Annotated in this window: 21 protein-coding genes; 4 read left to right on the top strand and 17 right to left on the bottom strand. The window is 74.2% G+C overall.

Going from position 1 to position 25,943, the window contains the following annotated elements:
* Positions 1 to 16 precede the first annotated feature (16 nt).
* Positions 17 to 1,597: a PspC domain-containing protein gene (locus tag OG455_RS24045; protein WP_266296933.1), complete on the top strand. Its 1,581-nt coding sequence runs from the start codon at positions 17 to 19 to the stop codon at positions 1,595 to 1,597.
* Entirely contained in the window at positions 1,594 to 1,800 is a 207-nt protein-coding gene (locus OG455_RS24040; protein WP_266296931.1) for a hypothetical protein, read from the top strand. Before OG455_RS24045 ends, OG455_RS24040 begins: the two co-directional genes overlap by 4 nt.
* 90 nt (positions 1,801 to 1,890) lie before the next feature.
* On the opposite strand, the gene OG455_RS42115 is transcribed toward OG455_RS24040, so the two are convergent.
* The 12 genes from OG455_RS42115 to OG455_RS23975 form a co-directional block, all read right to left on the bottom strand.
* The gene (locus OG455_RS42115; protein WP_323185561.1) at positions 1,891 to 3,030 is read right to left on the bottom strand and encodes a Rieske 2Fe-2S domain-containing protein; all 1,140 of its coding nucleotides are present in this window, start codon (positions 3,028 to 3,030) and stop codon (positions 1,891 to 1,893) included.
* Between the two features lie 153 nt (positions 3,031 to 3,183).
* Positions 3,184 to 4,779 (bottom strand): glutamine-hydrolyzing GMP synthase, encoded by a 1,596-nt coding sequence (guaA, locus tag OG455_RS24025; protein WP_266296929.1) that lies wholly within the window; start codon positions 4,777 to 4,779, stop codon positions 3,184 to 3,186.
* 946 nt (positions 4,780 to 5,725) lie between these two features.
* Entirely contained in the window at positions 5,726 to 6,934 is a 1,209-nt protein-coding gene (locus OG455_RS24020) for a HAMP domain-containing sensor histidine kinase (protein WP_266296927.1), read from the bottom strand.
* A complete protein-coding gene (gene cseB / locus OG455_RS24015; RefSeq protein ID WP_266296925.1) occupies positions 6,931 to 7,722 on the bottom strand; it encodes a two-component system response regulator CseB in 792 nt (263 codons plus the stop codon). The genes OG455_RS24020 and cseB overlap by 4 nt, the downstream gene beginning before the upstream one ends.
* Entirely contained in the window at positions 7,719 to 8,465 is a 747-nt protein-coding gene (locus tag OG455_RS24010) for a hypothetical protein (protein ID WP_266296923.1), read from the bottom strand. The genes cseB and OG455_RS24010 overlap by 4 nt, the downstream gene beginning before the upstream one ends.
* A 218-nt stretch (positions 8,466 to 8,683) precedes the next feature.
* On the bottom strand, positions 8,684 to 9,319 hold the full coding sequence (locus OG455_RS24005) for a class F sortase (protein WP_266296921.1): 636 nt from the start codon (positions 9,317 to 9,319) through the stop codon (positions 8,684 to 8,686).
* Positions 9,320 to 9,371: 52 nt separating this feature from the next.
* On the bottom strand, positions 9,372 to 9,884 hold the full coding sequence (locus OG455_RS24000; RefSeq protein WP_266296919.1) for a hypothetical protein: 513 nt from the start codon (positions 9,882 to 9,884) through the stop codon (positions 9,372 to 9,374).
* A gap of 129 nt (positions 9,885 to 10,013) precedes the next feature.
* Positions 10,014 to 11,804, bottom strand: a complete 1,791-nt coding sequence (locus OG455_RS23995) for a GMC oxidoreductase (RefSeq protein WP_266296917.1) — start codon at positions 11,802 to 11,804, stop codon at positions 10,014 to 10,016.
* A gap of 14 nt (positions 11,805 to 11,818) precedes the next feature.
* Positions 11,819 to 13,438, bottom strand: a complete 1,620-nt coding sequence (locus OG455_RS23990) for a succinic semialdehyde dehydrogenase (protein ID WP_266296915.1) — start codon at positions 13,436 to 13,438, stop codon at positions 11,819 to 11,821.
* A 58-nt stretch (positions 13,439 to 13,496) separates the two neighbouring features.
* Positions 13,497 to 15,353: a serine/threonine-protein kinase gene (locus OG455_RS23985; protein WP_266296913.1), complete on the bottom strand. Its 1,857-nt coding sequence runs from the start codon at positions 15,351 to 15,353 to the stop codon at positions 13,497 to 13,499.
* A gap of 144 nt (positions 15,354 to 15,497) precedes the next feature.
* A complete protein-coding gene (locus tag OG455_RS23980; RefSeq protein ID WP_266296911.1) occupies positions 15,498 to 16,652 on the bottom strand; it encodes a hypothetical protein in 1,155 nt (384 codons plus the stop codon).
* Between the two features lie 17 nt (positions 16,653 to 16,669).
* Positions 16,670 to 18,619, bottom strand: a complete 1,950-nt coding sequence (locus OG455_RS23975; protein ID WP_266296909.1) for a serine/threonine-protein kinase — start codon at positions 18,617 to 18,619, stop codon at positions 16,670 to 16,672.
* A gap of 151 nt (positions 18,620 to 18,770) precedes the next feature.
* On the opposite strand from OG455_RS23975, the gene OG455_RS23970 reads away from it, so the two are divergent.
* Positions 18,771 to 19,400 (top strand): hypothetical protein, encoded by a 630-nt coding sequence (locus OG455_RS23970; protein ID WP_266296907.1) that lies wholly within the window; start codon positions 18,771 to 18,773, stop codon positions 19,398 to 19,400.
* Positions 19,401 to 19,452: 52 nt separating this feature from the next.
* Here OG455_RS23970 and OG455_RS23965 read toward each other — a convergent pair whose 3' ends face one another.
* The 4 genes from OG455_RS23965 to OG455_RS23950 form a co-directional block, all read right to left on the bottom strand.
* Entirely contained in the window at positions 19,453 to 20,568 is a 1,116-nt protein-coding gene (locus tag OG455_RS23965) for a GuaB3 family IMP dehydrogenase-related protein (protein ID WP_266296905.1), read from the bottom strand.
* 121 nt (positions 20,569 to 20,689) lie between these two features.
* Positions 20,690 to 22,192, bottom strand: a complete 1,503-nt coding sequence (gene guaB, locus OG455_RS23960; protein ID WP_266296903.1) for an IMP dehydrogenase — start codon at positions 22,190 to 22,192, stop codon at positions 20,690 to 20,692.
* Positions 22,193 to 22,457: 265 nt separating this feature from the next.
* A complete protein-coding gene (shbA, locus tag OG455_RS23955; RefSeq protein ID WP_266296901.1) occupies positions 22,458 to 23,138 on the bottom strand; it encodes an RNA polymerase sigma factor ShbA in 681 nt (226 codons plus the stop codon).
* A gap of 225 nt (positions 23,139 to 23,363) precedes the next feature.
* The gene (locus OG455_RS23950) at positions 23,364 to 23,975 is read right to left on the bottom strand and encodes a response regulator transcription factor (protein WP_014136228.1); all 612 of its coding nucleotides are present in this window, start codon (positions 23,973 to 23,975) and stop codon (positions 23,364 to 23,366) included.
* Positions 23,976 to 24,450: 475 nt separating this feature from the next.
* On the opposite strand from OG455_RS23950, the gene OG455_RS23945 reads away from it, so the two are divergent.
* A complete protein-coding gene (locus OG455_RS23945; RefSeq protein ID WP_266296899.1) occupies positions 24,451 to 24,765 on the top strand; it encodes a WhiB family transcriptional regulator in 315 nt (104 codons plus the stop codon).
* Positions 24,766 to 24,817: 52 nt separating this feature from the next.
* Here OG455_RS23945 and OG455_RS23940 read toward each other — a convergent pair whose 3' ends face one another.
* The gene (locus tag OG455_RS23940; RefSeq protein ID WP_266296897.1) at positions 24,818 to 25,843 is read right to left on the bottom strand and encodes a LysR family transcriptional regulator; all 1,026 of its coding nucleotides are present in this window, start codon (positions 25,841 to 25,843) and stop codon (positions 24,818 to 24,820) included.
* Positions 25,844 to 25,943 lie beyond the last annotated feature (100 nt).

Here is a 25,943-nt window from a genome sequence, read left to right as displayed (position 1 = left end):
CCCGCAGGATGGAGCCATGACGGAGGAGCAGAGCGCGGCCGCGGACGAGCGGATCGCCGAGGAACAGCCAGGGGACGGCCGGCCACCACTCACCCGGGACCAGGACCACCGGGTGGTGGCCGGGGTCTGCGGGGGGCTCGGCCGCCACCTGGACATCGACCCGGTGGTCTTCCGGGTGGTCACCGCGGTGCTCTGCCTGACCGGCGGCCTGGGACTGTTCCTCTACGGACTGGCCTGGCTGATCGTGCCGCTCCAGGTGCGGCCGGAGGGCGAGGAGGGCGGCCTCGGACGCACCGAGCTGCAGCGGGTGCTCACCGGCCGGGTGGACGGGCAGTCGATCGGCGCGGTGCTGCTCACCGTGATCGGCACCGGGGTGTTCTTCTCCTGGATGGGCAGCGGCGACTCGGTCCTGCCATTGCTGCTGCTGGGCGCGATGGTCTTCTTCGCGGTGCGGCACGACCCTGAGCGGCGCCGCCGGGCCCGCGGGCTCGGACGCCCGCCGCGGCCCGGCGGTCCGTACGACCGGCCGACCGGGCCGACCGGGCCGGCCGCCGCACCGGGCCGGGGCAGCGCCTCGCCGTTGAGCGACTGGAAGACCTGGCGCCAGGACTTCCACGAGGAGTGGGCCTCCCGCAAGGCCGAGCTGCGCGGGGAGTGGGCCGAGCACGCGGCGCAGCTGCGCGAGGGCTTGGCCACCGCCGCCGAAGAGCTGCACGAGCGGGTCGACCCGACCAGGGGCCAGCGCCCCCGGGACGCCGCCGAGCGCGCTGACGCCCCGTCGGAGAGCGCCGCGGACGCACCGCAGAACCGCACCGGCTACCTCTGGGACCCGCGCCACCCCGAGCGCGACCCGTACGGCGCGCCCCCGCCACCCGGTGCGCCGGCCCAGGCCTGGTGGCAGCGGACCGACCTGCCCGCGGGCGACCCGCTGCGCAAGAACGCGGCCACCCCGCCGCCACCGCCGCCACCGGAGCGCCGCGAGCGCCGGGCGCGCTCGGTGCTCGCCCCGTTCGGCCTGCTGCTCTCGGTGGGCGTGGCCTGGCTCGTCTGGTCGCTCAACGGGCACCTGGCCGGCACGGTGCTGCTCTCCACCACGCTCGCCACCGGCCTGCTCGGGCTCGGAGTGACCATCCTGGTGGGCGCGAGGTTCGGCCGGGCCCGGGTGCTGGTCGTCCCGGCGCTGCTGGTCACCCTGCTGCTGACCGCGGTCGGCAGCACGGCGGGCACGGCCGGCGCGGGCCTGGGCAACCGCAGCTGGGCCCCGGCCGGCGCGAGCGAGGTGCGGCACAGCTACGGTCTCGGGGCCGGCGACGCACGGCTCGACCTCTCCGCGGTCGACCCGGCGGGCCGCACCGTGGCCACCACGCTCCGCCTCGGCGCGGGCGACGCGACCCTGAGGCTGCCGGCCGACGTCACCGTCGAGTTGGACGCGCGCACCACGGTCGGCAACATCCAGCTGCCCGACCGGGTCCAGGAGGGCAACGTGGGCGCGCATGTCATCACCCGCCTGGACCCGGTCCAGGGCACGGCGAACAAGGGAACCATCGAGCTGACCCTGCAGGTCGGCCTCGGCGACATTCAGGTGGTGCAGGGATGAAGCGGCATCGGTTCGACCTCTTCTCGCTGCTGGCCGGCGGCCTCTTCACGGCGATCGCCGTGCTCTACCTGGTCGCCTCGCTGAACGGCGTCTCGGTGAACGGACGGATCGTCATGCCGGTCGCCTTCATCGTGCTCGGCGCGGCCGGCCTGGCCGGCGCGGTGGCGGCGATGTCCCGCCGCGGCCGCGGCCCGGACGCCTGAGCCCGAGACCGACCGGCGGTCGGCCCGAGCCTTGACGCGGCGTCGGCCCCGCTCCCCCCGGTGCGCCGGGGAAGCGGGGCCGACGGTGCGTCAGGACTGCAGCGGGCCCAGGTCGAGCCGGTCGCCCGCCTTGGTGACCGTGTACTTGGGCAGCGGCTTGACGGCCGGGCCGGTCAGCACCGCACCGGTCGCCGCGTCGAAGACCGAGCCGTGGCAGGGGCAGCTGAGCTGACCGTTCTTCGGCGGGTTCACGGTGCAGCCGGCGTGCGTGCAGATCGAGGAGAGGCCGCAGTACTGGCCGGCCTTGGGCTGCACGATGTAGATCGCGTCGCCGCTGCCCGGGTCGGTGACGGTGGCCGAGCCGCCGACCGGGACGGCGGCGACGGCGACCGAGGGCGCCGCCGCACCGCTCGCGGGCTGCGGCGCGGCGGGCGCGGCGGCGACCGGCTTCGGCTTCTTCCGGATGAAGGTGGCGGTCAGCGAGCCGACCAGCAGCCCGGCCCCGCCCAGCGCGACCGCCGCGATCGAGCCGTCCAGGACGGTGCGGCGGCGCACCGCCTCCTCCGTCAGACCGTGTCGGCGGTCCCGCGCGGCCCGGGAGGCCAGCAGGCCGTCGACCGACAGGTACGGCGTCCCGGCCAGCACCAGCGCGGTCCAGGCCATCAGGTAGGGCAGGTCGTTGCCCAGGTAGTAGGGCGAGACGTTGAAGCTGACGGTGAGGAAGAGGGTCAGGCTGAGCACCGCGCCGCCCAGCGCGGCGATCCGGCCCCAGAGGCCGAACAGGATGCCCAGTCCGACCGCCAGCTCACCGAAGGCGATCAGCAGGCCGAAGAAGGTGGGCGCGTGCAGCGCCGGAGCCAGCGCCCAGCCGACGGGGCTGTGCGGCTTGGCGGCCACGGTCTGCGCGTAGAAGGACTGCGGATCGCCGGCCCCCGCCAGGAAGTGGCTGTCCGCCAGCTTGTCCAGGCCCGCGTAGCTGAAGGTGACGCCGAGGAACAGGCGCAGCGGCAGCAGCGCGAACCGGCCGGCGAAGGCCTTGCGCCGGCCGGCGCGCTCGGCCCGGCCCGCCTTGCCCGGGGGCACCGGCCCGGCGACCGGCGGTGGCTCGGAGCCGGAGCCGGCTGCCTCGACCGAGTCCCTGGTGCCCTCCATCATCGCGTCACCCTCCATCGGTTCCCGCTCGGTTCTCGCACCGGTGCGCGGCCGGACCGCGACTGGTTCGATCGGCATTCTGCCCGTTTTTGACGGTAACCCGATCGCTGGGTGTCAGATCCGACCGCACCCGCGACCTGGCCGGATCTGACGCGAACGGCCGCACCGCCACCCACTGGTACGCGGATGGCGGTGCGGCCGTTCAAAGCCCGGGAGAGCGATTCCCGAGGCCTACTCCCATTCGATGGTGCCCGGCGGCTTGCTGGTCACGTCCAGCACCACGCGGTTGACGTCGCGCACCTCGTTGGTGATCCGGGTGGAGATCTTGGCCAGCACCTCGTAGGGCAGCCGCGACCAGTCGGCGGTCATGGCGTCCTCGGAGGAGACCGGGCGCAGCACGATCGGGTGACCGTAGGTGCGGCCGTCGCCCTGCACGCCGACGCTGCGCACGTCCGCGAGCAGCACCACCGGGCACTGCCAGATCTCGCGGTCCAGGCCGGCCGCGGTCAGCTCCTCGCGGGCGATCGCGTCGGCCTCGCGCAGCAGGTCCAGGCGGTCCTTGGTGACCTCGCCGACGATCCGGATGCCCAGGCCGGGGCCGGGGAACGGCTGGCGCTGGACGATCTCCTCGGGCAGGCCGAGCTCCTGGCCGACCATCCGGACCTCGTCCTTGAACAGCTGGCGCAGCGGCTCGACCAGCGAGAACTGCAGGTCCTCGGGCAGGCCGCCGACGTTGTGGTGCGACTTGATGTTCGCGGTGCCGGTGCCGCCGCCGGACTCCACCACGTCCGGGTAGAGGGTGCCCTGCACCAGGAAGTCGACCGACTCGCCGTGCTCGCCGGCCTCGGCGACGATCTCGGCCTGCGCCTGCTCGAAGACCCGGATGAACTCCCGGCCGATGATCTTGCGCTTCTCCTCCGGGTCGCTGACGCCCTTGAGCGCGCTCAGGAACCGCTCCTCGGCGTCCACCACCTTGAGCTTGACCCCGGTGGCGGCCACGAAGTCCTTCTCGACCTGCTCGGTCTCGCCCTTGCGCATCAGACCATGGTCGACGTAGACGCAGGTGAGCTGGTCACCGATGGCCTTGGCCACCAGCGCGGCGGCCACCGCGGAGTCCACGCCGCCGGACAGGCCGCAGATCGCGCGCTTGTCGCCGACCTGCGCCTTGATCAGCGCGATCTGCTCGTCCACCACGTTGTGGGTGGTCCAGGTCGGGGCGATGCCCGCGCCGCGGTAGAGGAAGTGTTCGAGGATCTGCTGGCCGTGGGTGGAGTGCAGGACCTCGGGGTGGTACTGGACGCCGTAGAGCCTGGCCTCGTCGTTCTCGAAGGCGGCGACCGGGACCACGTCGGTGGCGGCCGTGACGGTGAAGCCCTCGGGCGCGGCGGAGCAGGCGTCGCCGTGCGACATCCACACCGACTGCTCGTCCGGGGTGCCCTCGAACAGGGTCGAGCCGGACCGGGAGACGTGCAGCGGGGTGCGGCCGTACTCGCGCGCACCGCTGTTGTCGACGGTGCCGCCGAGGGTGATCGCCATCAGCTGGAAGCCGTAGCACATGCCGAAGACCGGCACCCCGGCCTCGAAGATCGCTCGGTCGAGCCGCGGCGCGCCCTCCTCGTAGACCGAGGACGGGCCGCCGGAGAGGATGATCGCCTTCGGGTTCTTGGCGAGCATCTCGGCGACCGGCATGGTGCTCGGCACGATCTCGCTGTAGACCCGCGCCTCACGCACCCGGCGGGCGATGAGCTGGGCGTACTGGGCGCCGAAGTCGACCACCAGGACGGTGTCGACCGAGGCGGCGGACTGTTCGGGGGTTGCTGAGGACACAGACGGCCTTCCGGCAGCGATGTGGGGGTGTCATCCCCGAGTCTACCGGGCACCCCGTTCACCCCCGTTCACCCCTTTGCCGACCGCCCGTGTCCGGGCCGGGCGCGGGCTCGTTCTCCTGGCGGCCGTACGACCGCGCCGCACCCCCCAGGTGCGCCGCACCTGGCGCCCGGGCCCGCGCCTGTGCGGCCGGCAGGACCACGCGTGGCAGTACCAGTCCGCCCGCGCGCGTGGCGCTCCACCACCGGTGGCATCGGTGGGCCGGAGCGCCGTGGGACCGCGCGCGGGTGGGGTGAACCGGCAGCAGGGGACAGCGGCCGGCTCACGACTGCGCCAGGAGGCGCGGCGGCGGCGCCGGGGACGCCCGGACCGTCGCCGCGCCACCCGGTGGCGATCGATTCAACTACTGAACGTCACCACGATGCCGCAGGTCGCCATGTTCGCGACAGGTATGGACCAAGCTGTTGACAGGGTGTCAGGGACGGTCGGCGCGGGGCCGTGGGGACGTCGCGAGGAAAACGGACTGTGCCGAAGTCGGCCGAATCGGTTGCAGAGCATGGCCTGTGTCCACCACGATGCTGGGTAGGGGGTTTCCGCCGGCCGATTCCGGCCGATGGGTCGCCTGCTTCGCTGCTCCTGCCCATCGGCGGTGACAGCGAGTATCACCTCACGCTCCGTGAGGACAGTGCCGTCGCCCGGCCGACCCCGGCCGGGGACCCGCACGAGGTGGCGCGCGACCCGCGCTCGCGCCCCGCGCGACTCGATGCCAACCGAATGGACGGCGCTCATCCCCCGGCGCCGTCACCCCAGCACCGGCGCTGCCCTGACGCCGCGTGCTGAGCGACAAAGGGCCCCGTTCCCCCGCGGGGCCCTTTGCCTTGCCCCCTGGCTGTCCTGCCCCCGGCTGCCCCGGCTGTCCTGTCCCCGGGCCCGCGCCACCGGGCGGCTACGGCGGAAAGGTCAGTTCGGCCGCCGCGCCCCCCTGCGGGTGGTTGGCCAGCCGCAGCCCGACCCCGAGCGCCGCCGCGTGCCCCTGGGCGATGGTCAGCCCCAGGCCGTGCCCGTGGCCACGCTCCCTGGCGCCGGTGCGGAACCGCTGCGGCCCGTGCTCCAGCAGGTCCGCGGGGTAGCCGGGGCCGTGGTCGCGAACGGTGACCACCGCCCCCGCCACCACCACCTCGACGGGGGCCGCGCCGTGCCGCTGGGCATTGGCCACCAGATTGGCCACCACCCGGTCGAGCCGGCGCGGATCGGTGGTCACCCGGGCGTCCGCCTCGATCCGCAGCTCGACGGCGCCGCCGACCGCCGCCAGGATCCGCCCCAGCAGCGGCCCCAGGGCAACCGGTGCCAGCTCCGGTGTCTCGGCGCCGGCGTCCAGCCGGGAGACCTCCAGCAGGTCCTCGGTGAGCCGGCACAGCACCCGCACCCGGTCCCTGACCAGCTCGGTCGGACGTCCCGGCGGCAGCAGCTCGGCGGCGGTGAGCAGGCCGGTGAGCGGGGTGCGCAGCTCGTGCGCGACATCGGCGGTGAACCGCTGCTCGCCCGCCAGCTTGCTGCTCAGCACCGCCGACATCGAATCGACTGCGGCGGCCAGCTCGGCGACCTCGTCGCGCTGGCGGCCCAGCGGACCGATCCGGGCGCTCAGGTCGCCCTGGGCGATGGTGCGGGCGGTGCGGGCCGCGGTGCGCAGCCGGCGGCTGATCCGGTGCGCCACCAGCACCCCGGCGAGCACGGTCACCGCCACCGACAGGGCGGCCGAGACCATGATGGTGCGGTCCAGCGAGGCGATGTCGCGCGCGTCGGCGGAGTAGTCGATCGAGACGGCGATCACGTGACCGTCGAAGCCGGCCGCCGCCCACATCCGGGGGCCGCTGGAGCTCGGGCCGAGCATCGAGCCCTGCCGGTCCTGCCGGGCCAGTCGGCGCAGCGGGTCGGGCAACTGCTGCGGCTGGTCCAGCTCGGCGTTCCAGGCCTGGGTCAGGAAGCCGGTGCGGCCGTAGCCGTCCAGGACGGCGGCCAGCGCGGCCTCGGCGGAGCCGCGCTCCTGGTCGACGTGCTGGCGGACCGAGGCCTGGTGGACCAGCAGGCCCACGGTCAGCGCCACCAGGCAGGAGACCAGCGCGACGGTGACGGCGATCTGGCGGCGCAGGTTCATCCGGCGCCGCCGCCCGCGACCCGCCGGTGCCGGAGCTTGTAGCCGAAGCCGCGCACGGTCTCGATCCGGTCCGCGCCGATCTTCGCCCGCAGCCGCTGCACATGGACGTCGACCACCCGGGTGTCGGCGCCCCAGGCGTAGTCCCAGACCCGCTCCAGCAGGGTCTGCCGCTCCAGCAGGATCCCGGGCGCGGCGGTGAACTCCAGCAGCAGCCGCAGTTCGGTGGGCGTGAGCGGGATCGGACGGCCGTCGACCCGCACGTCCATCGCGTCGGTGTCCACCTCCAGGCCGTCGACCACGCGCAGCGAGCGGTCGGGCACCGGGTCGGCGGCGGGCACCGGGTCCGCGGCCGGGCCGGGCACGGGAGCAGCGGCGGGCACCGGCGCGGGCGGCAGGCCGGTGCGGCGCAGCACGGTGCGGATCCGGGCCACCAGGACGGCCGTCTCGAAGGGCTTGACCAGGTAGTCGTCGGCGCCGGCCTCCAGGCCCGAGACCACGTCGATCGGGTCGGTGCGGGCCGACATCATCAGGATCGGCAGCTGGCTCTCCTCGCGGATCCGGCGGCACAGGCCGACGCCGTCCAGCAGCGGCAGCATCACGTCGAGCAGCAGCAGGTCGGGCCGGCCGGCCCGGAACCGCTCCAGGCCCTCCAGCCCGTCGGCGGCGGTGTCCACCGGGAAGCCGTAGCGCTCCAGCGCCATCCTGGTCGCCTCGCGGATCACCTCGTCGTCCTCGACCAGCAGGATCCGCGGCGTGGCCGGGGCGGAGGCGGGCGTGGGAGCGGTCATGACGTGCTCTCCGGTCCGTTGGGCGCGGGCGTGGGCACGACCGCCGCGGCGGTGGGGGCGGTCGGCGCGGGGGCCGTCGGCGCGGGGGCCGTCGCCGGGGCGACCGGACCGGCCGACGGGTGGGCCTTGGAGCCCGCCGTGGCGCTCGGCGAGGGGATCACCAGGGGGAGCTGGAACTTGCCGCCCGGGTACGGAGTGGGCGCCGGGCAGTCGTTCGGTCCGGGCGCCGGCGTCGTGTCGGGGCCGGTCGCGGTGGTGCGGACCAGTTGGGCACCGTTCCAGTGGTAGGTGCTGGTGGTGCGGGTCGCGGAGCTGGTCGGCTCGTGGACGACCAGGTCGGTGCCGAGCGTGTCTGCGGTGAAGCCGGGCAGCACGGAGAGGGTCAGCACCGCGAAGACCTGCTGGCCCCTGAGCTGGTACACGTGCAGGTAGGCGTGGTGGTCGGCGGTCACCACGGCGGTGATCAGCTCCGCCCCGCCGTCGCCGACCAGGTCGCGGTACTGCGAGGGGAGCAGCTGGCAACCGGTGCAGCCGCTGAGCGCGGTCCGCTCGCCCGGCTCGGTCTGCGGGTCCTGCCGGAGCAGTTGCTTGACGTCCACCGCCTGGAGGTCGCCGCCGGTCACCGTGACCCCGGGCAGCGCGGTCGGCGCCGCCTGCGGGGCCGCGGTGCCGGCCGGCGTGGGGGTGCCGACCGACGCGGCCCACACGGCCACCGGAGTGGGCTGCAGGGTCACCCTGGTCATCCCGTCGTCGTGCAGCTGACCGGTACCGGCGCACCCTGCCGCCGTCACCGCGGCCGCCGCCGCGAGCAGGACCCGCCAGCGGGCGGCGACGCGACCGAGCCTTGGACGCACAGGAGTGCCTTTCGGAGAGGGGACCATGGTGCTTCCACGTCGAGGACCGGCGGCCGGTTGCACACAGCCGCGCGGGAAGTCGACCGAGTCGACTTCCCGCGCCAGGTTCAGGACGTGATCAGGTCCGCGAAGACGACGATGTTATCGGAGTAGTGCCCGTCGCTCCGCAGCGTGCCGCCGCAGGTGATCAGCCGCAGCTGCGGGTTCGCGGTGTTCCCGTAGACGGTCTGGGAGGGGAAGCCGTCCTTGGGGTAGTCCTGCAGTTCGCGGACCTGGAAGGTCGCCGTGCTGCCGTCGGCGCGCCGGATCTCGACCCGGTCCCCCGGCCGCAGCTTCGGGAGCTTCGCGAAGACCGCCGGCCCTGCCTGGGTGTTCACGTGCCCCAGCAGCACCGCGGGCCCCAGGGCGCCGGGCGCCGGACCGCCGCTGTACCAGTCGACCTGGCCGGGCTGGTCCATCGGCGGCACCTGCACGGTGCCGTCCGCGTTGAGGCCGCCGGAGCTCACCGGCGCGTCCACCCCGATGGCCGGGATCACCAGCCGGGTGGGCGCCGCCACCGGGGCCGCCGGGGTGTTCGAAGGAGGCAGCGCGGCCTGGCCTGCTTCCGGGGTGGACCCGGTGGACGGGGCCGTACCGGCCGCGCCGGGCGCGGTGACCGGCACCGCCGCCACCGAGCTGATCCGCACCGGCGGTGGCTGCGAGGTGTGGCCGAGCACCACTCCTGCCAGCGCCAGTGCCAGCACGCCGCCCGCCGCGGCCGGTGCCCATCCGGGCCGCCGACCGTGGCGGGGGCGGTCAGCCCTCCGCGCCCGCACGGCGACGGCGCACGATGGCGAAGCCGGAGGCGCCCAGGCCGACGGCGGCGAGCGCGCCGGCCGCCGCCCAGGTGCTGGTGGAGCGCCCGGTGGTCCCTTCACCGGTCTGCGCGCCGCCCTTGGGCACCGCGGTCACCTGCGGCGCGCCGGGAGCCGTCGGGCCGGGCGTGTTCACGCCCGCCTTCGGCAGCACCACGGGATTGCCCGGCTTCGGCAGCACCACCGGACCGCCCGTGGCCGGCGTGGGCGTGGCGACCCCGGTACCCGCGGGGGTGGTGACCGCCGGCGCGGCGGCGGCCGCGGTGGGTGCGACGGGGCCCGCGGTGGGGGCGGCGACGGCCGGCGGGGTCGGCGTCGGGCCGTCCGCGAAGGCGGCCGTCGCGGGGGCGGCGAAGGCGGCCGCGGCGCCGAGGCCGATCAGCGCCATCCGCACCGATCCGCGCGAGGAGAGGATACGCGGGGAGAGGATGTGCGGGGAGCGGGTGCGTGACATGGGGATTCCTTCCGACGCGTCCGCCCCGGCCCGAGTGGCCGGAGCAGGCGTCGCCCACGCTATGAACCCCACCGCACGGTCGGCCGCCGACCGTGTAACACCCGACGCGCGACTCTGTAACGGTCGCCGCTACCCCGCCGCGGCCGCCCCCGCGCCGCCCTTCTTCGGCACCTCGGGCACGGCCAGCAGCGGCAGCCGCAGCTCGCCGAACGCCCCGCCCGGCACCGCGGGACGCACCGGCGCGACGGCCGCGACCCGGCGGTAGGCCTCGCCCTGCGCCGGGCGCGGGTCGGCCTCGCCCTTGTTGGGCCACATCGACATCGCCCGCTCGGCCTGCGCGGTGATCGTCAGCGAGGGGTTGACGCCGAGGTTGGCGGAGATGGTCGAGCCGTCCACCACGCTGATCCCCGGGTACCCGTAGAGCCGCTGGTACGGGTCGACCACCCCGTGCTCCGGGCTGTCCGCGATCGGACAGCCGCCGATGAAGTGCGCGGTCATCGGGATGTCGAAGACCTCGCCGACCGTGCTGCCGGCGAAGCCGTTGATCGAGTCCGCGATCGCCTGGGCGCCCCGCTCGGCGGCCGGGATCCAGTTCGGGTTCGGCTCGCCGTGGCCCTGCCGGGAGGTCAACTTCCCCTTCCCCAGGCCCTTCTGCTTCAGCGACACGGTGATCGAGTTGTCCAGCGACTGCATCACCAGGCCGATGATGGTGCGCTCCGACCACCGGTAGTTGCTCAACGAGCGGGCGAAGACCGTCGGGTGCTTGATCGCGGTGGCGCCGGCCCGCAGCCAGCGCGGGCCGCGGCCACCGCCGGGCACCTGCATGATCGACAGGAACCCCATCGCGTTGGAGCCCTTGCCGTAGCGCACCGGCTCGATGTGGGTGTTCTCGTCGGGGTGGATCGAGGAGGTGATCGCCACCCCCTTGGTGAAGTCCACCGGACCGCCGTAGCGCCGGGGCGTGGTCTGCGCGCCGACCAGCGCCTCGGAGTTGGTCCGGGTCAGCTCGCCCAGCTTGGCCGAGATGCCGGGCAGCCGGCCCTGGTCGCGCATCCGGTGCAGCAGCGTCTGGGTCCCGTAGGTGCCGGCCGACACCACCACCTTGGCCGCCGTCAGCGTCCGCGCCCCGGCCCGCTCGGCCGCCTTGCCCCGGGCGTTGGTGCGCCGCACGTCCACCGCGTAGCCCTCGCCCCGCGGGCGGATCCGGGCCACCGTGGTGAGCGGGTGGATCTCGGCGCCGTTGGCCTCGGCCAGGTAGAGGTAGTTCTCGGTGAGCATGTTCTTGGCGCCGTGCCGGCAGCCGGTCATGCACTCCCCGCACTCCACGCAGGCCTTGCGGCGCGGGCCGGCCCCGCCGAAGTACGGGTCCTCGACCTCGGCGCCCGGCACGGTCTTCGACGATCCGTCACCGTCGCGGCCGTCGCCGAAGTAGACCCCGACCGGTGCGAAGTGGAAGGTGTCGCCGACGCCCAACTGCTCGGCGGCCGCCTGCAGGTGGACGTCCGAGGGGGTGGTGGTGGGATTGGTCCGCACCCCGAGCATCCGCTGCGCCTGGTCGTAGAAGGGGGTCAGCTCCTCCTCCCAGTCGGTGATGTGGCGCCACTGCCGGTCCTCGAAGAAGGGCTTCGGCGGCACGTAGAGGGTGTTGGCGTAGTTGAGCGAACCGCCGCCCACCCCGGCCCCGCCGAGCACCAGCACGTCGGCCAGCAGGTGGATCCGCTGGATGCCGTAGAGGCCCAGCGCCGGTGCCCACAGGTAGTTCTTCGCGTCCCAGGAGTTCCTGGGCAGTTCGTCCCGCTCGAAGCGCCGCCCGGCCTCCAGCACGGCGACCCGGTAGCCCTTCTCGGTCAGCCGCAGGGCACTGACCGAGCCGCCGAACCCCGAGCCCACCACGATCACGTCGTAGTCGAACGTCTCCACAGCCTTCTCCCCGGTCACTTGAGCCCCAGTGCCTTCAGCGCCCGCAGGCCACTGGTGAAGAGCGCGGCGAACCTCTCGTCGCTGAGCCCGAAGGAGGGCGCGAGCGGCAGCAGCCGCTGGGTGGCGATGGTCTGCGCCTCGGTGAAGCGCAGGATGCCGTCGGCGCCGTGCCGCCGGCCCAGACCCGACTGGCCCATGCCGCCCATCGGCGAGGCCACCGACCCGTAGGCGGCCGCGTAGCCCTCGTTGACGTTGACCGTGCCGGTGCGCAGCCGCGCGCCCAGCGCCCGGCCGCGCCGCAGGTCCTTGGTCCAGACGCTCGAATTGAGGCCGTACGGCGTGGCGTTGGCCCGCGTGACGGCCTCCTCCTCGGTGTCGAAGCGGTAGATCGAGACGACCGGGCCGAAGGTCTCCTGGTCGCAGACCGCCATCTCGGGGGTGACGCCGTCCAGGATGGTCGGCTCGTGGAAGAGCGGGCCGAGCTCGGGCCTGGCCCGGCCGCCGGTCAGCACGGTGGCGCCCGCCTTGACGGCCTCCGCCACGTGCCGGGTCACCGTCTCCAACTGGCGGTCCGAGACCAGCGAGCCCATGTCGGCCCCGTAGGCCAGGCCTCCGCCCAGCCGCAGCGCCCGGGTCCGCGCGACGAACCGCTCCAGGAAGGCGTCGGCGACCGAGCGGTGCACGAAGAGCCGCTCGATCGAGACGCAGAGCTGCCCGGCGGAGGCGAAGCAGGCCCGCACCGCGCCCTCGGCCGCCTTGTCCAGGTCCGCGTCGGCCAGCACCAGCAGCGCGTTCTTGCCGCCGAGTTCGAGCGAGGCGCCGACCAGCCGGGCGGCCGCCCGCTGGGCCACGTCCCGGCCGGTGGGGGTGGAGCCGGTGAACGAGACGTAGTCCGCGTGCTCGACCACGGCCGGGCCGATCACCGGCCCGTCACCGATCACCACCTGCCACAGGTCGGCCGGCAGCCCCGCCTCGATCAGCAGCTCACGGGCCCAGAGCGCGGTGAGCGCGGTCTGCGTGTCGGGCTTGTTGACCACCGCGTTGCCCGCCGCGAAGGCCGGCAGCGCGTCGCTGACCGACAGCTCCAGCGGGTAGTTCCACGGGGAGATGTGGCCGATCACGCCCTTGGGGCGGCGCCCCTCCACCGTGTGGGTGAGCACCGGCAGTGCCCCGCCGCGTCGGCGGTCCCTGAGGTAGCCGGCCGCGGCCCGCCCGTAGTGCCGGGCCGCCATCGCGGTGGCGAGGATCTCGTCGAAGGCGTGCAGCCGGGCCTTGCCGGTCTCCGCCTGGATCAGGTCGAGCACCTCGTCCTGCCGCTTGAGCAGCAGGTCGTGGAAGCGCAGCAGCACCGCGGCCCGGCGCCGCACCGGCTGGGCGGCCCAGGCCCGCTGGGCACGCCGGGCCAGCTCGAAGGCGACCTTGACGTCCTGCGGGGTGGAGCGCGGCAACTCGGCCAGCACCTCGCCGGTGAGCGGCGCCAGGGTCGCGATGGTCTCGGCGTCACCGGCCGCGGTGACGCCACGGGCGAGCCTGGCGACCAGGGACTGAGGGACCGCCGAGGCGACCGTACGGCCGGCGCCGGGGGCCACGGGGTTGCGGCCGGTGCCGCGGCTTTCTGCCGTGATGTCCGTCATGGGCGCAGCCTAGGCCTTGGGCGGCCGGTTGTGTACCCGTCGGTAACAGCGAAAGGCGCTACTGGCTCACCGGGGTGAAGCCGTTCAGCAGCGTGGTGAAGCGGTTCTCGGTCAGCGTCTGGTCGTCACCGCCGGCCGGGCCGCAGACCAGCATCGCGTACGAGGTGCCCTGGCTGTCCCGGTACTCCTCCTCGATGGACCGGCGCGGTCCGCCGTTCCCGTCCTTGGAGGTGTTGGTGTAGGTGAAGACCCACCTGGCCGCCTCGTAGCCGTGCACCTGGGCGGCGGCCAGGGACTCCTGCTGGTAGTCCGCCGTCCCCGCGCTCGGGTTCGCGTTCAGGGACTGGTCCAACTGGGCGAGGTGCTCCAGCGGCGGGAGCGGCTGGCCGACCTGGATCGCGAACTGGAAGTAGTGCTTGTTGCCGTCCGGGCTGTAGAAGATGTTGTTGGTCTTCGGGTCCTGGTGGCGCTGCCAGTTGCCACCGGTCAGCGGCTCCGGGAAGCGGAAGCCGGCCGGGTCCGTCACCCACTTGAAGCCGGACGGCGCCGGTCCTGCCGGCACGGTGGCGCTGGGCGTGGTCGGCGCGGAGCTGGGCACGGTGGTCGGCGGGGCGGAGCTGGGCGGGGCCGAGGGCGAGGTCGAGGGGTCGGCCACCGGCGTCTGCGTCGAGCGTTCGAAACGGACCACGCCGAAGGCCACCGCACCGCTCAGCACGGCGGCGGTCAGCCCGAGCAGCGCCAGCCGCAGGCCGCGGCGGCGGCGCGCGGCGCGGGCGGCCGGGTCCGCGGGGGTCGGCCCGGTCTGCTGAGTGCCGAGCGCCGCAGTGGGGCCGGTGGGTCCGGTGGGTCCGAGCGGCGTGGTCTGCGCGCCGTACCCGGGCGGCCCGGAGTGAGCGGGCGGCTCGACGGGCTTTTGAGCGGGCGCGGCCGGCTCCGCCGGGGTGAGGGGCTCGGCCTGCGCCGGCCGGTCCACCACCGGCACCGACTGGGTGGGCGTGCGATGGATCACCGACGGGCGCGCGCTGATCTCCATGGTGTGCCCGGCCGTCACCTCGCGCAGCATCCGCAGCGCCTCGTCCGCCTCCGGCCGGTCCTTCGCGTCCTTGGCCATCAGCGCCGCCAGCACCGGCCCGAGCGCACCCGCGTTGCGCGAGTGCGGCAGCGGCTCGGAGACCACGGCGGCCAGCGTGCTCAACGGGTCGTGCCGGCGGAACGGGGACTGCCCCTCCACCGCCGCGTAGAGCGTGGCCCCCAGGCCCCACAGGTCGGAGGCCGGTCCGGGGCGCTCACCCTGGGCCCGCTCGGGAGCCAGGTAGTCGGGCGAGCCGACCAGGTCGCCAGGTCTGGTCAGCTCGGAGGAGCCCTCGAACTTGGCGATCCCGAAGTCCAGCAGCACCACCCGCCCGGTACCGCTCTCCAGCAGCACGTTGGCGGGCTTCACGTCGCGGTGCAGCACCCCGAGCTGGTGGCCCCGGTGCAGCGCGGCCAACACCTGGGTGCCCACCTCGGCAGCCTCGCGCGGCGAGAGCGGGCCGTCCTGGGCGACCACGTCGGCCAGCGAGCGGCCGTCGATCAGCTCCATCACGATCCACGGCCGGCCGTCCTGCTCCAGCACGTCGTGGATGGTGATCACACCGCCGTGCTTGATCCGGGCCGCGGCCCTGGCCTCCTGCTTCATCCGGGACTGCAGGATCGCCAGGTCCTCCTCGGGCAGGTGGTTGACGGTGAGCTCCTTGACCGCCACCTCGCGGTCCAGCATCAGGTCCCTGGCGCGCCAGACCGTCCCCATGCCGCCGCGGCCCAGCCGGTCACCCAGCTCGTAGCGCCCGGCCAGCATGCGGCGGGTCTCGGCGCCGCTGATCGGCTCGGCCTGGTCGGCGTCCGGCCCGGCCTCCGGCTGCTCCTGTCCACTCACGGCGACCGCTCCCCCTCTTCGGTGCACCACACAGCTGATCACCGCTCGGACAATGTTCCGGTCCCAGCCTAGGCGCCCGCCCCGGCCCGCTTCATCGCGACCCGGCCACGTGACCGGGCTGTGATGTCCCCCGTGCTACGCGTGTCACCCGGCGAGCGCCACCACCGCGGTGATGCCCAGCACCATCGCCAGCAGCACGCCGCCGACCAGCAGCACCGGCAGCAGCCGCGACGGCCGGTGCTCCCTGGCGTGGCGGGCGTGCTCCGGCGCCTGCGCCTGCGCCTGCGCGAGCGCCGCCGCCCGGGCCCGCGCGCCGCGCGGGCGCGGCACCAGTGGGCCGGCCCGGCGCAGCACCGGCAGTGCGGTGGGCTCGGCCTCCTCCTCCCGGAGCGGCTCCGGCGCCTGGGCCAGCAGCTCGGTCAGCCACTGCCGGGCCGCGCCGGCCGCGGGCCGCTCGGCCGGGTCGGTGGCGAGCAGCCGGTCCACCAGCGGACGCAGCGGTCCGCAGCCGGCGCTGTCCGCCCGCTGCCCGGCCCGGACGGCGGCGAAGAGCGCGGTGGGGCCCTGCTCCGGGAACGGCCCCCGCCCGGTCAGCACCCGCTGCAGCAGCACGCCCAGCGCCCAGAGGTCCGCGGCGGGCCCGGGCGCGACGGGCTCGGCCGCCAGCAGCTCCGGTGCCCAGCGCTCCGCCCGGGCGCCGACCAGCCCCAGCCGCGCCTGCCCCCAGCGCCGGCCGTCCGCGCCGCCCAGCGCCCGGGCCAGTGCCTCCTCGGCCGCGCCGACGGCCTGGCCGCCGAGCAGCGCCGCACCGTCCTCGCAGAGCAGCACCTGGTCGGCGGTCACGTTGCCGTGCGCCCGGCCGCCCTGGTGCACCGCGCCCAGCGCGCCGCACAGGTCGGCGGCCAGCTCGGCGGCCCGGTACGGGTCGAGCGGGCCGCTGTCGAGCAGCTCGGGCAGGGCGAGCGCGACCGGCCGCTCGACCGCGGCCCAGAGCACGCCGTCCTCCGCGAAGGCCGCGAAGGACTGCCGCAGCCTCGGGTGCTCGGGGGTGGCCGCGAGTGCCGCGCGCACGGCGGCGAGGATCTCGGCCGGGTCCAGCCAGCGGCTGCCCTCGAAGTCGGCGCTGCCGGTCAGCTCGGGCACCAGCAGTTCGGGCAGCTCCACCCCCTGCAGCAGGACGGGCGTGTTGCCGCGCAGATCCACGGCGAGCCGGCGTGGTCCGGCCGCGTCCGCCTCCGGCGGCTGGCGGTCCGTCACCTGGTACCGGTCGGCCAGCGTCTGGCCAGGGCCAGCTCGCATGGCCGCCCCCTCTCTCGCTATGGCGCGGGCTGGAAGCTCTGGAAGCCGGTGTCCCGGGCCTGGCTGATCGCGGGGGAGTTCCAGTCGCTGTCGTTCGCTGTCCAGTACAGCGCATAACCGTACTTACGGTCGTTCGTGACGAAGCCGCGATTGAGTGAGTGCTGCCGGGTGCCCGAGCCGAAGGTCCACTCCCAGTCGGCCGCGTTGGAGAAGCGCCAGCCGGTGACCGCCTGCAGCTGGAGCTGCTGGTAGGCGGTGATCGAGGGCGACACCTGCTTCTCCTCGATCTGCCAGTTGGTCAGCGCGCTGGCGCCCGGCGTGGTGGTCCAGTCGATCTGCAGCGTGATGCCGTCGCCCCGCAGCGTGTGGCTGCCGTCCTTCGAGGAGCCGGCGTCCAGGTTCAGCCCGTCGGGCAGCTGGATGGTGAAGCCTGAGGAGTCGGTGTAGAGGTGGTAGCCGGCCGGGATCGCCGCACCCGAGGAGCCGGCGGACGGCGCTGGGCTGCTCGGGGCCGCGCTGCTGGGGGCGGCGCTGCCGGCCGGTGGGCTGCTCGGGGCGGCGGCCGCCGCCGAGGAGGCCGGCGGCGGCACCGCCCGGTCGGCGGAGGCCGCGCTCACCGCGCCGGCCGCCGAACCGCTCGGGTTCGCCGCCGCACCGCCGCCCGCCGTGCCGGCGGGCGCCGCGCCCTTCTTCGCCGAGGACCCACCCGCGCCGCCCGTCGCCAGCCAGATCCCGCCGGCCACCAGCAGCAGCACGGCCACCAGCGCGGCCAGCAGCCGCCGTCGGCGCCGCCGCGACCAGCGCGCGGCCGTCCCCAGGGTGCCGCTGCGCGACCAGGTCCCGGTCTCCACCAGCAGCGGATCGGCGGCCGGAGCGGGCGCCGGCTCCGCCGCGGCCGGGGTCAGCTTGCTACCCACCCGCACCGTGCTCAGGCCCGGCACGCCCGGCCTGGCCTGCTTGGGCGGCCTGGGCCGCTTGGCCGCATCACCCCGGACGTCGGCCGGCCCGACTTCCGACGCCGCGGCGACCGGCGTGCCACCCACGAGCTCCGCCCCGGCCCCGGGCCGCGGCAGGTCGAGCCTGGTCCGGTCGGCGGCGGGCAGCGCCACCCGGGTGGTGGACTCCGCCCGCGCGGTCGCCTCCGCGACGATCCGCTTGAGCATCGAGCGGGTGGTCGAGGCGTCCAGCCGCTTCTCCGGGTCCTTCTCCAGCAGCCCTTCGATCACCGGGCGCAGCGGCCCGGCACTCTCGGGAACGGCGAGCTCCTCGGTCATCACGGCGGTCAGCGTGGCCAGCGCCGAGCCCCGGTCGTAGGGCGGCTTGCCTTCGAGCATCGCGTACAGGGTGCCGCCCAGCGACCACAGGTCGGCCGGCGGCCCGGGCTTCTGCCCGCGGGCCCGCTCGGGCGATATGTAGGAGGGCGCGCCGACCAGCATGCCGGTGGAGGTGACCGAGGTGTCGCCCTCCACGCTGGCGATGCCGAAGTCGGTGAGCACCACCCGGCCGTCCTCGCCGATCAGCACGTTGGACGGCTTGACGTCACGGTGCAGGATCCCCTGGCTGTGCGCGGCGCCGAGCACGCCGAGCAGTTCGAGGGCGATCTCGGCGGCCCGCGCGGGCGTCACCGGCCCGTCCTCCTTGACCACCTCGGCCAGCGAGCGGCCGTCGACCAGCTCCATCACGATCCACGGCCGGTCGTCCTCCTCGACCACGTCGAAGACGGTGACGGCGGCGGTGTGCCGGATCCGCGCGGTCGCCTTGGCCTCGCGCAGCGTACGGACGATCAGGCGGTGCCGCTCGTCGTCGTCGACGCCGCCGTGCATCCGCAGTTCCTTCACCGCGACGATCCGGCCGAGCATCTCGTCCTCGGCCCGCCAGACGGTCCCCATGCCACCGCTGCCGAGGACCGAATCGAGCCGGTACCGGTCGGCCAGGACGCGTCCGGAACTGCCCTGCGGCTGGGTCATTCGGGCGTTCCCCCATGTGCTGCTGCCGGTCAGGTGACGAACCGTCGGGTCGCTGCGCGCACCAGGCCGACGGTCAAGCCTCCATCATCCCCTGTGTGCGCGGCCGCTGTTCACTCGACCCCTGGAATTGTCGAGTCGTGACCTGAATCCGGTGTCCCCGAGCGGGAGGCCGCTGCTAGCGTTCGCCCCCGTCGCATCCGCTCCACCCCGGGGGAAGTTCCATGACCGCCCCGTCCCGCCACCGCCGTACCCGCAGCCACCGCAGTATCAGGAGCCCCAGCAGTATCAGGAGCAGCAGCCGCCCGCCTTCGGCCCGCCGCCGGCGTTCGGCCAACCCGCACCCTACGGCTACGCCCAACTCGGCGCTCCCCAACCGCGCCGCGCCAACCCGGCCGCCGGCGCCGCGGTCGGCCTGGGCGCCATGCTGGCCAGTGCCGCGCTCTACGGCTTCATCATGAAGGCCACCAACTCGCAGTGGAGTTACTTCGCCGTCGCGCTCGCGCTGATCGTCTCGTTCGGGCTCGGCAAGGTCGGCGGCCGCCACCCCGTGCTGCCGGTGCTCGGCTTGCTCCTCTCGCTGCTCGGGGTCTTCCTCGGCCAGCTCTTCTTCATCTACCTGGTGCTGCACCAGCAGTACGGCCTGGGCCCCGGCGACGTGTTCGGCGCGGAGCTCGGCGACACCATGCAGGGCTGGCGCAGCATGCTCGACTTCAGGGACGTCTTCTTCTACCTGGTCGCGGGCGTCGAGGGCTTCGTCTTCACCAAGCGCTTCGCCGCCTGACCGGACGCGTCAGGGCCGGGGCGCGCGCCCCGGCCCTGACGTCGACGGAGCGTCAGCGGTGGCTGACCGTCACCTCGACCCGCTGGAACTCCTTGAGCTCCGAGTAGCCGGTGGTGGCCATCGCCCGGCGCAGCGCGCCGAACAGGTTCATCGTGCCGTCGGGGGTGTGCGAGGGTCCGGCCAGGATCTCCTCGGTGGTGCCCACCGTGCCGAGGTTGACCCGCTTGCCGCGCGGCAGCTCCTCGTGCACCGCCTCCATGCCCCAGTGGAAGCCCTGGCCCGGCGCGTCGGTGGCGCGGGCCAGCGCGGCGCCGATCATCACGGCGTCCGCGCCGCAGGCGACCGCCTTGGCGATGTCGCCGCTGTAGCCGACGCCGCCGTCCGCGATCACGTGCACGTAGCGACCGCCGGACTCGTCCATGTAGTCGCGGCGCGCGGCGGCCACGTCCGCGACGGCGGTGGCCATCGGGACCTGGATGCCCAGCACGTTGCGGGTGGTGTGCGCGGCGCCGCCGCCGAAGCCGACCAGCACGCCGGCCGCGCCGGTGCGCATCAGGTGCAGCGCGGCGGTGTAGGTGGCGCAGCCGCCGACGATCACCGGCACGTCCAGCTCGTAGATGAACTGCTTGAGGTTGAGCGGCTCGGCCGCGCCGGAGACGTGCTCGGCGGAGACGGTGGTGCCGCGGATCACGAAGACGTCCACACCCGCGTCCACGACCGCCTTGGAGAACTCGGCGGTGCGCTGCGGGGAGAGCGCGGCGGCGGTGACCACACCCGACTCGCGCACCTCCCTGATCCGCTTGCCGATCAGCTCGGCCTGGATCGGCGCGGCGTAGATCTCCTGCAGCCGGCGGGTCGCGGCGGCCTCGTCGGTGATCGCGGCGACCTCGTCGAGCAGCGGCTGCGGGTCCTCGTAGCGGGTCCACAGGCCTTCGAGGTTGAGCACCCCGAGGCCGCCGAGCCGGCCGATCGCGATGGCCTGCGCGGGCGAGACCACGCTGTCCATCGGGGCCGCCAGGAACGGCAGCTCGAAGCGGTAGGCGTCGATCTGCCAGGCGATCGAGACCTCCTTCGGGTCCCGGGTCCGGCGGCTGGGGACGACGGCGATGTCGTCGAAGGAGTACGCCCGCCGGCCGCGCTTGCCCCGCCCGATCTCGATCTCAGTCACTTCGAGCCTCTCTGCTGCTTGCTGCTCACGATCGCCCCCAGTATCCCGGACACCCGGCCCGGCACGCACAAAGGCCCGCCACCCGGGACGGGTGGCGGGCCCCTGCGCACCGCTCGGCGCGTTACCGGCTGGTGTAGTTCGGTGCCTCGACGGTCATCTGGATGTCGTGCGGGTGGCTCTCCTTGAGCCCCGCCGAGGTGATCCGGACGAACCGGCCCTTGCTCTCCATCTCCGCGACGGTGGCCGCGCCCACGTAGCCCATGGTCTGCCGCAGACCGCCGACCAGCTGGTGCAGCACGGCCGACAGCGGGCCGCGGTAGGGCACCTGGCCCTCGATGCCCTCGGGGACCAGCTTGTCGTCCGAGGCGACCTCGGCCTGGAAGTAGCGGTCCTTGGAGTACGAGCGGCCCTGGCCGCGCGACTGCATCGCACCCAGCGAGCCCATGCCGCGGTAGGACTTGAACTGCTTGCCGTTGATGAACAGCAGCTCGCCCGGCGACTCCTCGCAGCCCGCCAGCAGCGAGCCGAGCATCACGGTGTCGGCGCCGGCCGCCAGCGCCTTGCCGATGTCGCCCGAGTACTGCAGGCCGCCGTCGCCGATCACCGGCACGCCCGCCGCCTGGCAGGCCACCGCGGCCTCGTAGATCGCCGTCACCTGCGGCACGCCGATGCCGGCCACCACGCGGGTGGTGCAGATCGAGCCGGGGCCGACGCCGACCTTGACCCCGTCCACGCCCGCGTCGATCAGCGCCTGGGCACCGTCCCGGGTCGCCACGTTGCCGCCGACCACGTCGACCCCGACCGCCGACTTGATCTTGGCGATCCACTCCAGCGCGTTGTGGCTGTGGCCGTGCGAGGTGTCCACCACCAGGAAGTCCACGCCGGCCGCGACCAGGGCCTGCGCGCGGTCGAAGGCCTCGGAGCTGGCGCCCACCGCGGCGCCGACCAGCAGCCGGCCCTCGGCGTCCTTGGCGGCGTTCGGGTACTTCTCGGCCTTGACGAAGTCCTTGACCGTGATCAGGCCCTTGATCCGGCCCTCGTCGTCGACCAGCGGCAGCTTCTCGATCTTGTGGCGGCGCAGCAGGCCGATGGCCTCCTCGCCGGAGATGCCGACCTTGCCGGTGATCAGCGGCATCGGGGTCATGATCTCGCGGACCTTGATGTCGCGGTTGGCCTCGAAGGCCATGTCGCGGTTGGTGACGATGCCCAGCAGCCGGCCGTCCGGGTCGGCGATCGGCACGCCGCTGATCCGGAACTTGGCGCAGAGCGCGTCCGCCTCGGCGAGCGTCGTCTCGGGGCCGACCGTGATCGGGTCGGTGACCATGCCGGACTCGGAGCGCTTGACCAGGTCCACCTGGTTGGCCTGGTCCTCGATGGAGAGGTTGCGGTGCAGCACGCCGACGCCGCCCTGGCGGGCCATCGCGATCGCCATCCGGGCCTCGGTGACCTTGTCCATCGCGGCGGAGAGCAGCGGGATGTTCACCCGGACGTTGCGCGAGACACGGGAGGAGGTGTCCACCTGGTTCGGCAGGACGTGGGACGCCCCGGGCAGCAGCAGGACGTCGTCGTACGTGAGTCCGAGCATCGCGAACTTCTCGGGTACGCCTGCGGCGTTAAGAGACATGGTGGGGACTACCTTCCCGTGGCCGGCCGGTCGATCGGATGCGCCCTGCTGAGGGGGGCGCGCACCGGCAGTGGAAGGACACCAAACCGCTGTTGGACGAAGCTACGAGGTCACGCCACTCGCCCGCACGGAACTTTGGCGACCTGTCCAGGCGCCGATACCCCATCGTACTGGCATCGGCAGAAGCCACGCCGCGACCTCTTGACAACGTGAGCGACCCCACACTCCGGGCCGGAAGCCGTCGGAAACTGCCCCACCCGGGCTCCTACGCGGACTCCTCCGCGAGCGCCCGCAAACGGCTGAGCGCGCGGTGCTGGGCGACCCGGACCGCCCCCGGCGACATGCCGAGCATCTCCCCGGTCTCCTCCGCCGAGAGCCCGGCGGCGATCCGCAGCAGCACCAGCTCGCGCTGACGGGCCGGCAGGTTGGAGAGCAGCTCGCGCATCCAGGCGGCGTCGCTGCTGAGCAGCGCGCGCTCCTCTGGGCCGAGCGCCTCGTCCGGCACCTCGGGCAGGTCGTCCGGCGGGATCACCGTGGAGCCGGGCCCGCGCATCGCGGCCCGCTGCAGGTCGGCGATCTTGTGCGCGGCGATGCTGTAGACGAAGGCTTCGAACGGGCGCCCCTCGTCCCGGTAGCGCGGCAGCGCGCAGAGCACCGCCACGCAGACCTCCTGGGCCACGTCGTCCACGTGGTGCCGGGCCCCACCGGGCAGCCGCACCAGCCGGCCGCGACAGTAGCGCAGCACCAGCGGATGGACGTAGGCCAACAGGGCGTCAGTGGCCGGACCCTCGCCCCGTACCGCCGCCGCCACCAGCTCGGCGACCAGCGGAGAGGTGCCGGGCGTACCGGCAGCCGAGGACGACCTTCGGCCGCGGGCCCCGGAGTTGCTGGGGACGGCATCGGCCGGTGCTGCCTCGCCGGAGTCGGCGGCCTCGTCGTCGCGCATCGGTCCATGGTGCCTGGTCACATCGGAAAACCTCGCACCGCGTCCGGACTTGTGCACCGGAACGTTATCCGCCACCGAGCCACCCCCGTTCCCACCGTCGCCGCGCTCCACCCCTCCATGGTGCAGCCTGACCGGCCCCAGGGCCTATGCCGCGCCCGAGGAAAAGCAGTCGCGCCCCTCCCTCCACCGAGCGGAGGAAGGGGCGCACCGGAAGTCGGCGGGGTTTCAGCGGACCAGACCCCAGCGGAAGCCGAGTGCCACCGCGTGGGCGCGGTCCGAGGCACCGAGCTTCTTGAACAGGCGCCGGGCGTGCGTCTTCACGGTGTCCTCGGAGAGGAAGAGCTCGCGGCCGATCTCCGCGTTGCTCCGCCCGTGGCTCATGCCCTCCAGCACCTGGATCTCACGCGCCGTCAGGGTCGGCGCCGCCCCCATGTCGGGGCTGCGCAGCCGGCGCGGCGCCAGCCGCCAGGTCGGGTCGGCCAGGGCCTGGGTGACCGTGGCCCGCAGCTCGGCCCGGGAAGCGTCCTTGTGCAGGTAGCCGCGAGCCCCGGCGGCCACCGCGAGCGCCACGCCGTCCAGGTCCTCGGCGACGGTGAGCATGATGATCCGGGCGCCCGGGTCGGCGGACAGCAGCCGCCGCACCGTCTCCACCCCGCCCAGTCCGGGCATCCGGACGTCCATCAGGACGAGATCGGAGCGGTCGGCCACCCAGCGGCGGAGGACCTCCTCACCGTTCGTCGCCGTGGTCACCCGGTCGACACCCGGCACGGTCGCCACCGCACGGCGCAGCGCCTCCCGGGCGAGCGGTGAATCGTCGCAAACGAGAACGGAAGTCATGATGACCGTCCTCCGCAGCTGATCCGCGTCACGTTGAGCCTCCTGGCTGGTACGAACTCTCTCCGCACTTCCAACGACCGTCACCCGAATGAGTTACGGCCTTCAGGGCCATCTCCACCACTGTACGTGGCCAACCCGTTACGGATCAGCCGCATCGCGGGGCGGACGCCGCTCTTTTGTGCTCAGCACGCGCGTCCGACGCCCGACCGGCGCGCGTCGCGCACGCCGGAGTACGGGCTGGTGGCAGCCTGGGCCGGGAGGCGCCGACACACCGCGCCACCCGATTGCCACGGCGCACCCAGGCAACTTCCTGCCCAGTTCGTCCGTTTTCAAGGCTTTTGTACGATCATTGACTGTTGGGTAACTCTGTGGGTGACTTGTCCCACAGCGTGCCGTAAGTCATATTTCCAGGTGTCCATCCCGGCACCTCGAAGCCTCGCCGAACGGCTGTCGGACGACTCGAAGGGAACGAGCCATGGCCGATTTCTCCCGACTCCCCGGTCCGAACGCGGACCTGTGGGACTGGCAGCTCTCCGCCGCCTGCCGCGGTGTGGACAGTTCGCTCTTCTTCCACCCCGAGGGCGAACGCGGCGCCGCGCGCAGCTCCCGCGAGCAGAGCGCGAAGGAGGTCTGCATGCGCTGCCCGGTACGCACCGAGTGCGCGGCCCACGCACTGGCGGTCCGCGAGCCCTACGGCGTCTGGGGCGGCCTCACCGAGGACGACCGCGAGGAGTTGCAGGGCCGTGCCCGCAACCGGTTGGCAGAGGTGCCGCTGACCATGCACCAGTAGGAGAAACGTTTCTCACCGGAAGTGCGCGGCCGCCCCGCGATCGGGCCTGCCCTCAACGACCGGCCGCCACCGTGGCGAGCCGGTCGAGCATGAGCCCGACGGCCGGCACCTCGGCCAGGTCCGGCAGGGTCAGCGCGACCACCTCGCGCACCGCCGGTCGCCCGGCAGCCGGGTGCACCGGGACGGTCGCCACCGCGTCGTGGCGCACCGCGGCCAGCGCCAGGCGCGGCAGCACCGCGACCCCCAGGCCCGCGGCCACCAGGCCCACCACCGCCGGGTAGTCGTCGGTGGCGAAGTCGATCCGGGGCGCGAAGCCCGCCCCGGCGCAGAGCTCGACCAGGTACCCGCGGCACTGCGGACAGCCCGCGATCCACTGCTCGCCGGCCAGCTCGGCCAGCCGCACCGGCTCCTCGGCGGTGCGGCCGGCCAGCGGATGGCCCGCCGGGAGCAGCCCGACCAACGGGTCGTCAAGGAGCGGGCGCACCACCAGATCGGACCAGTCCCCCGCCGCGGCCGTCTCGGCCGCGGCGAGCACCGCGGCGGCCCGCTCGGAACGCGGCACCGGGGCGCCGGCCGCCCCGGAGCCCGGGGAGCCGTGCGCCGCGGCGGCGGCCGGGTGCTCACCCGGGTAGCGGAAGGCCAGCGCGATCTCGCACTCACCGCCCCGCAGCATCGCCAGCGACTCCGGCGGCTCGGCCTCCACCAGCGACACGCGCACCCCCGGATGGCTGTCGCGCAGTCGGGCGACGGCGGGCGGCACCAGGGTGGAGCTGGCGGTCGGGAAGGAGACCAGCCGCACCCGGCCGGCCCGCAGCCCGGCGATCGCGGCCACCTCCTGCTCGGCCGCCGAGAGCCCGGCCAGGATCCCCGCGGCGTGCTTGAGCAGCACCTCGCCGGCCTCGCTCAGCCGCACCCCGCGCCCGGAGCGGGCAACCAGCGGCAGGCCCACCGCCTTCTCCAGCGCCTTCATCTGCTGGCTGACGGCCGGCTGGGTGCACCCCAGCTCCCGGGAGGCGGCGGAGAACGACCCGGTACGGGCGACCGCGCGCAGCACGCGCAGATGACGAGCCTCGATCATGCGCCCACGGTACGCCGCCGCGCCCGGCGCCCCGCACGCCGAAGGCCCGGCCGCTCCCGCGGTGCGGGAGCGGCCGGGCCTTCGGTGACCGCCTTCGTGC

This window comes from Kitasatospora sp. NBC_01287 (assembly GCF_026340565.1).
Taxonomy (GTDB): domain Bacteria; phylum Actinomycetota; class Actinomycetes; order Streptomycetales; family Streptomycetaceae; genus Kitasatospora.
This window is presented reverse-complemented; position numbering and strand designations above follow the sequence as displayed.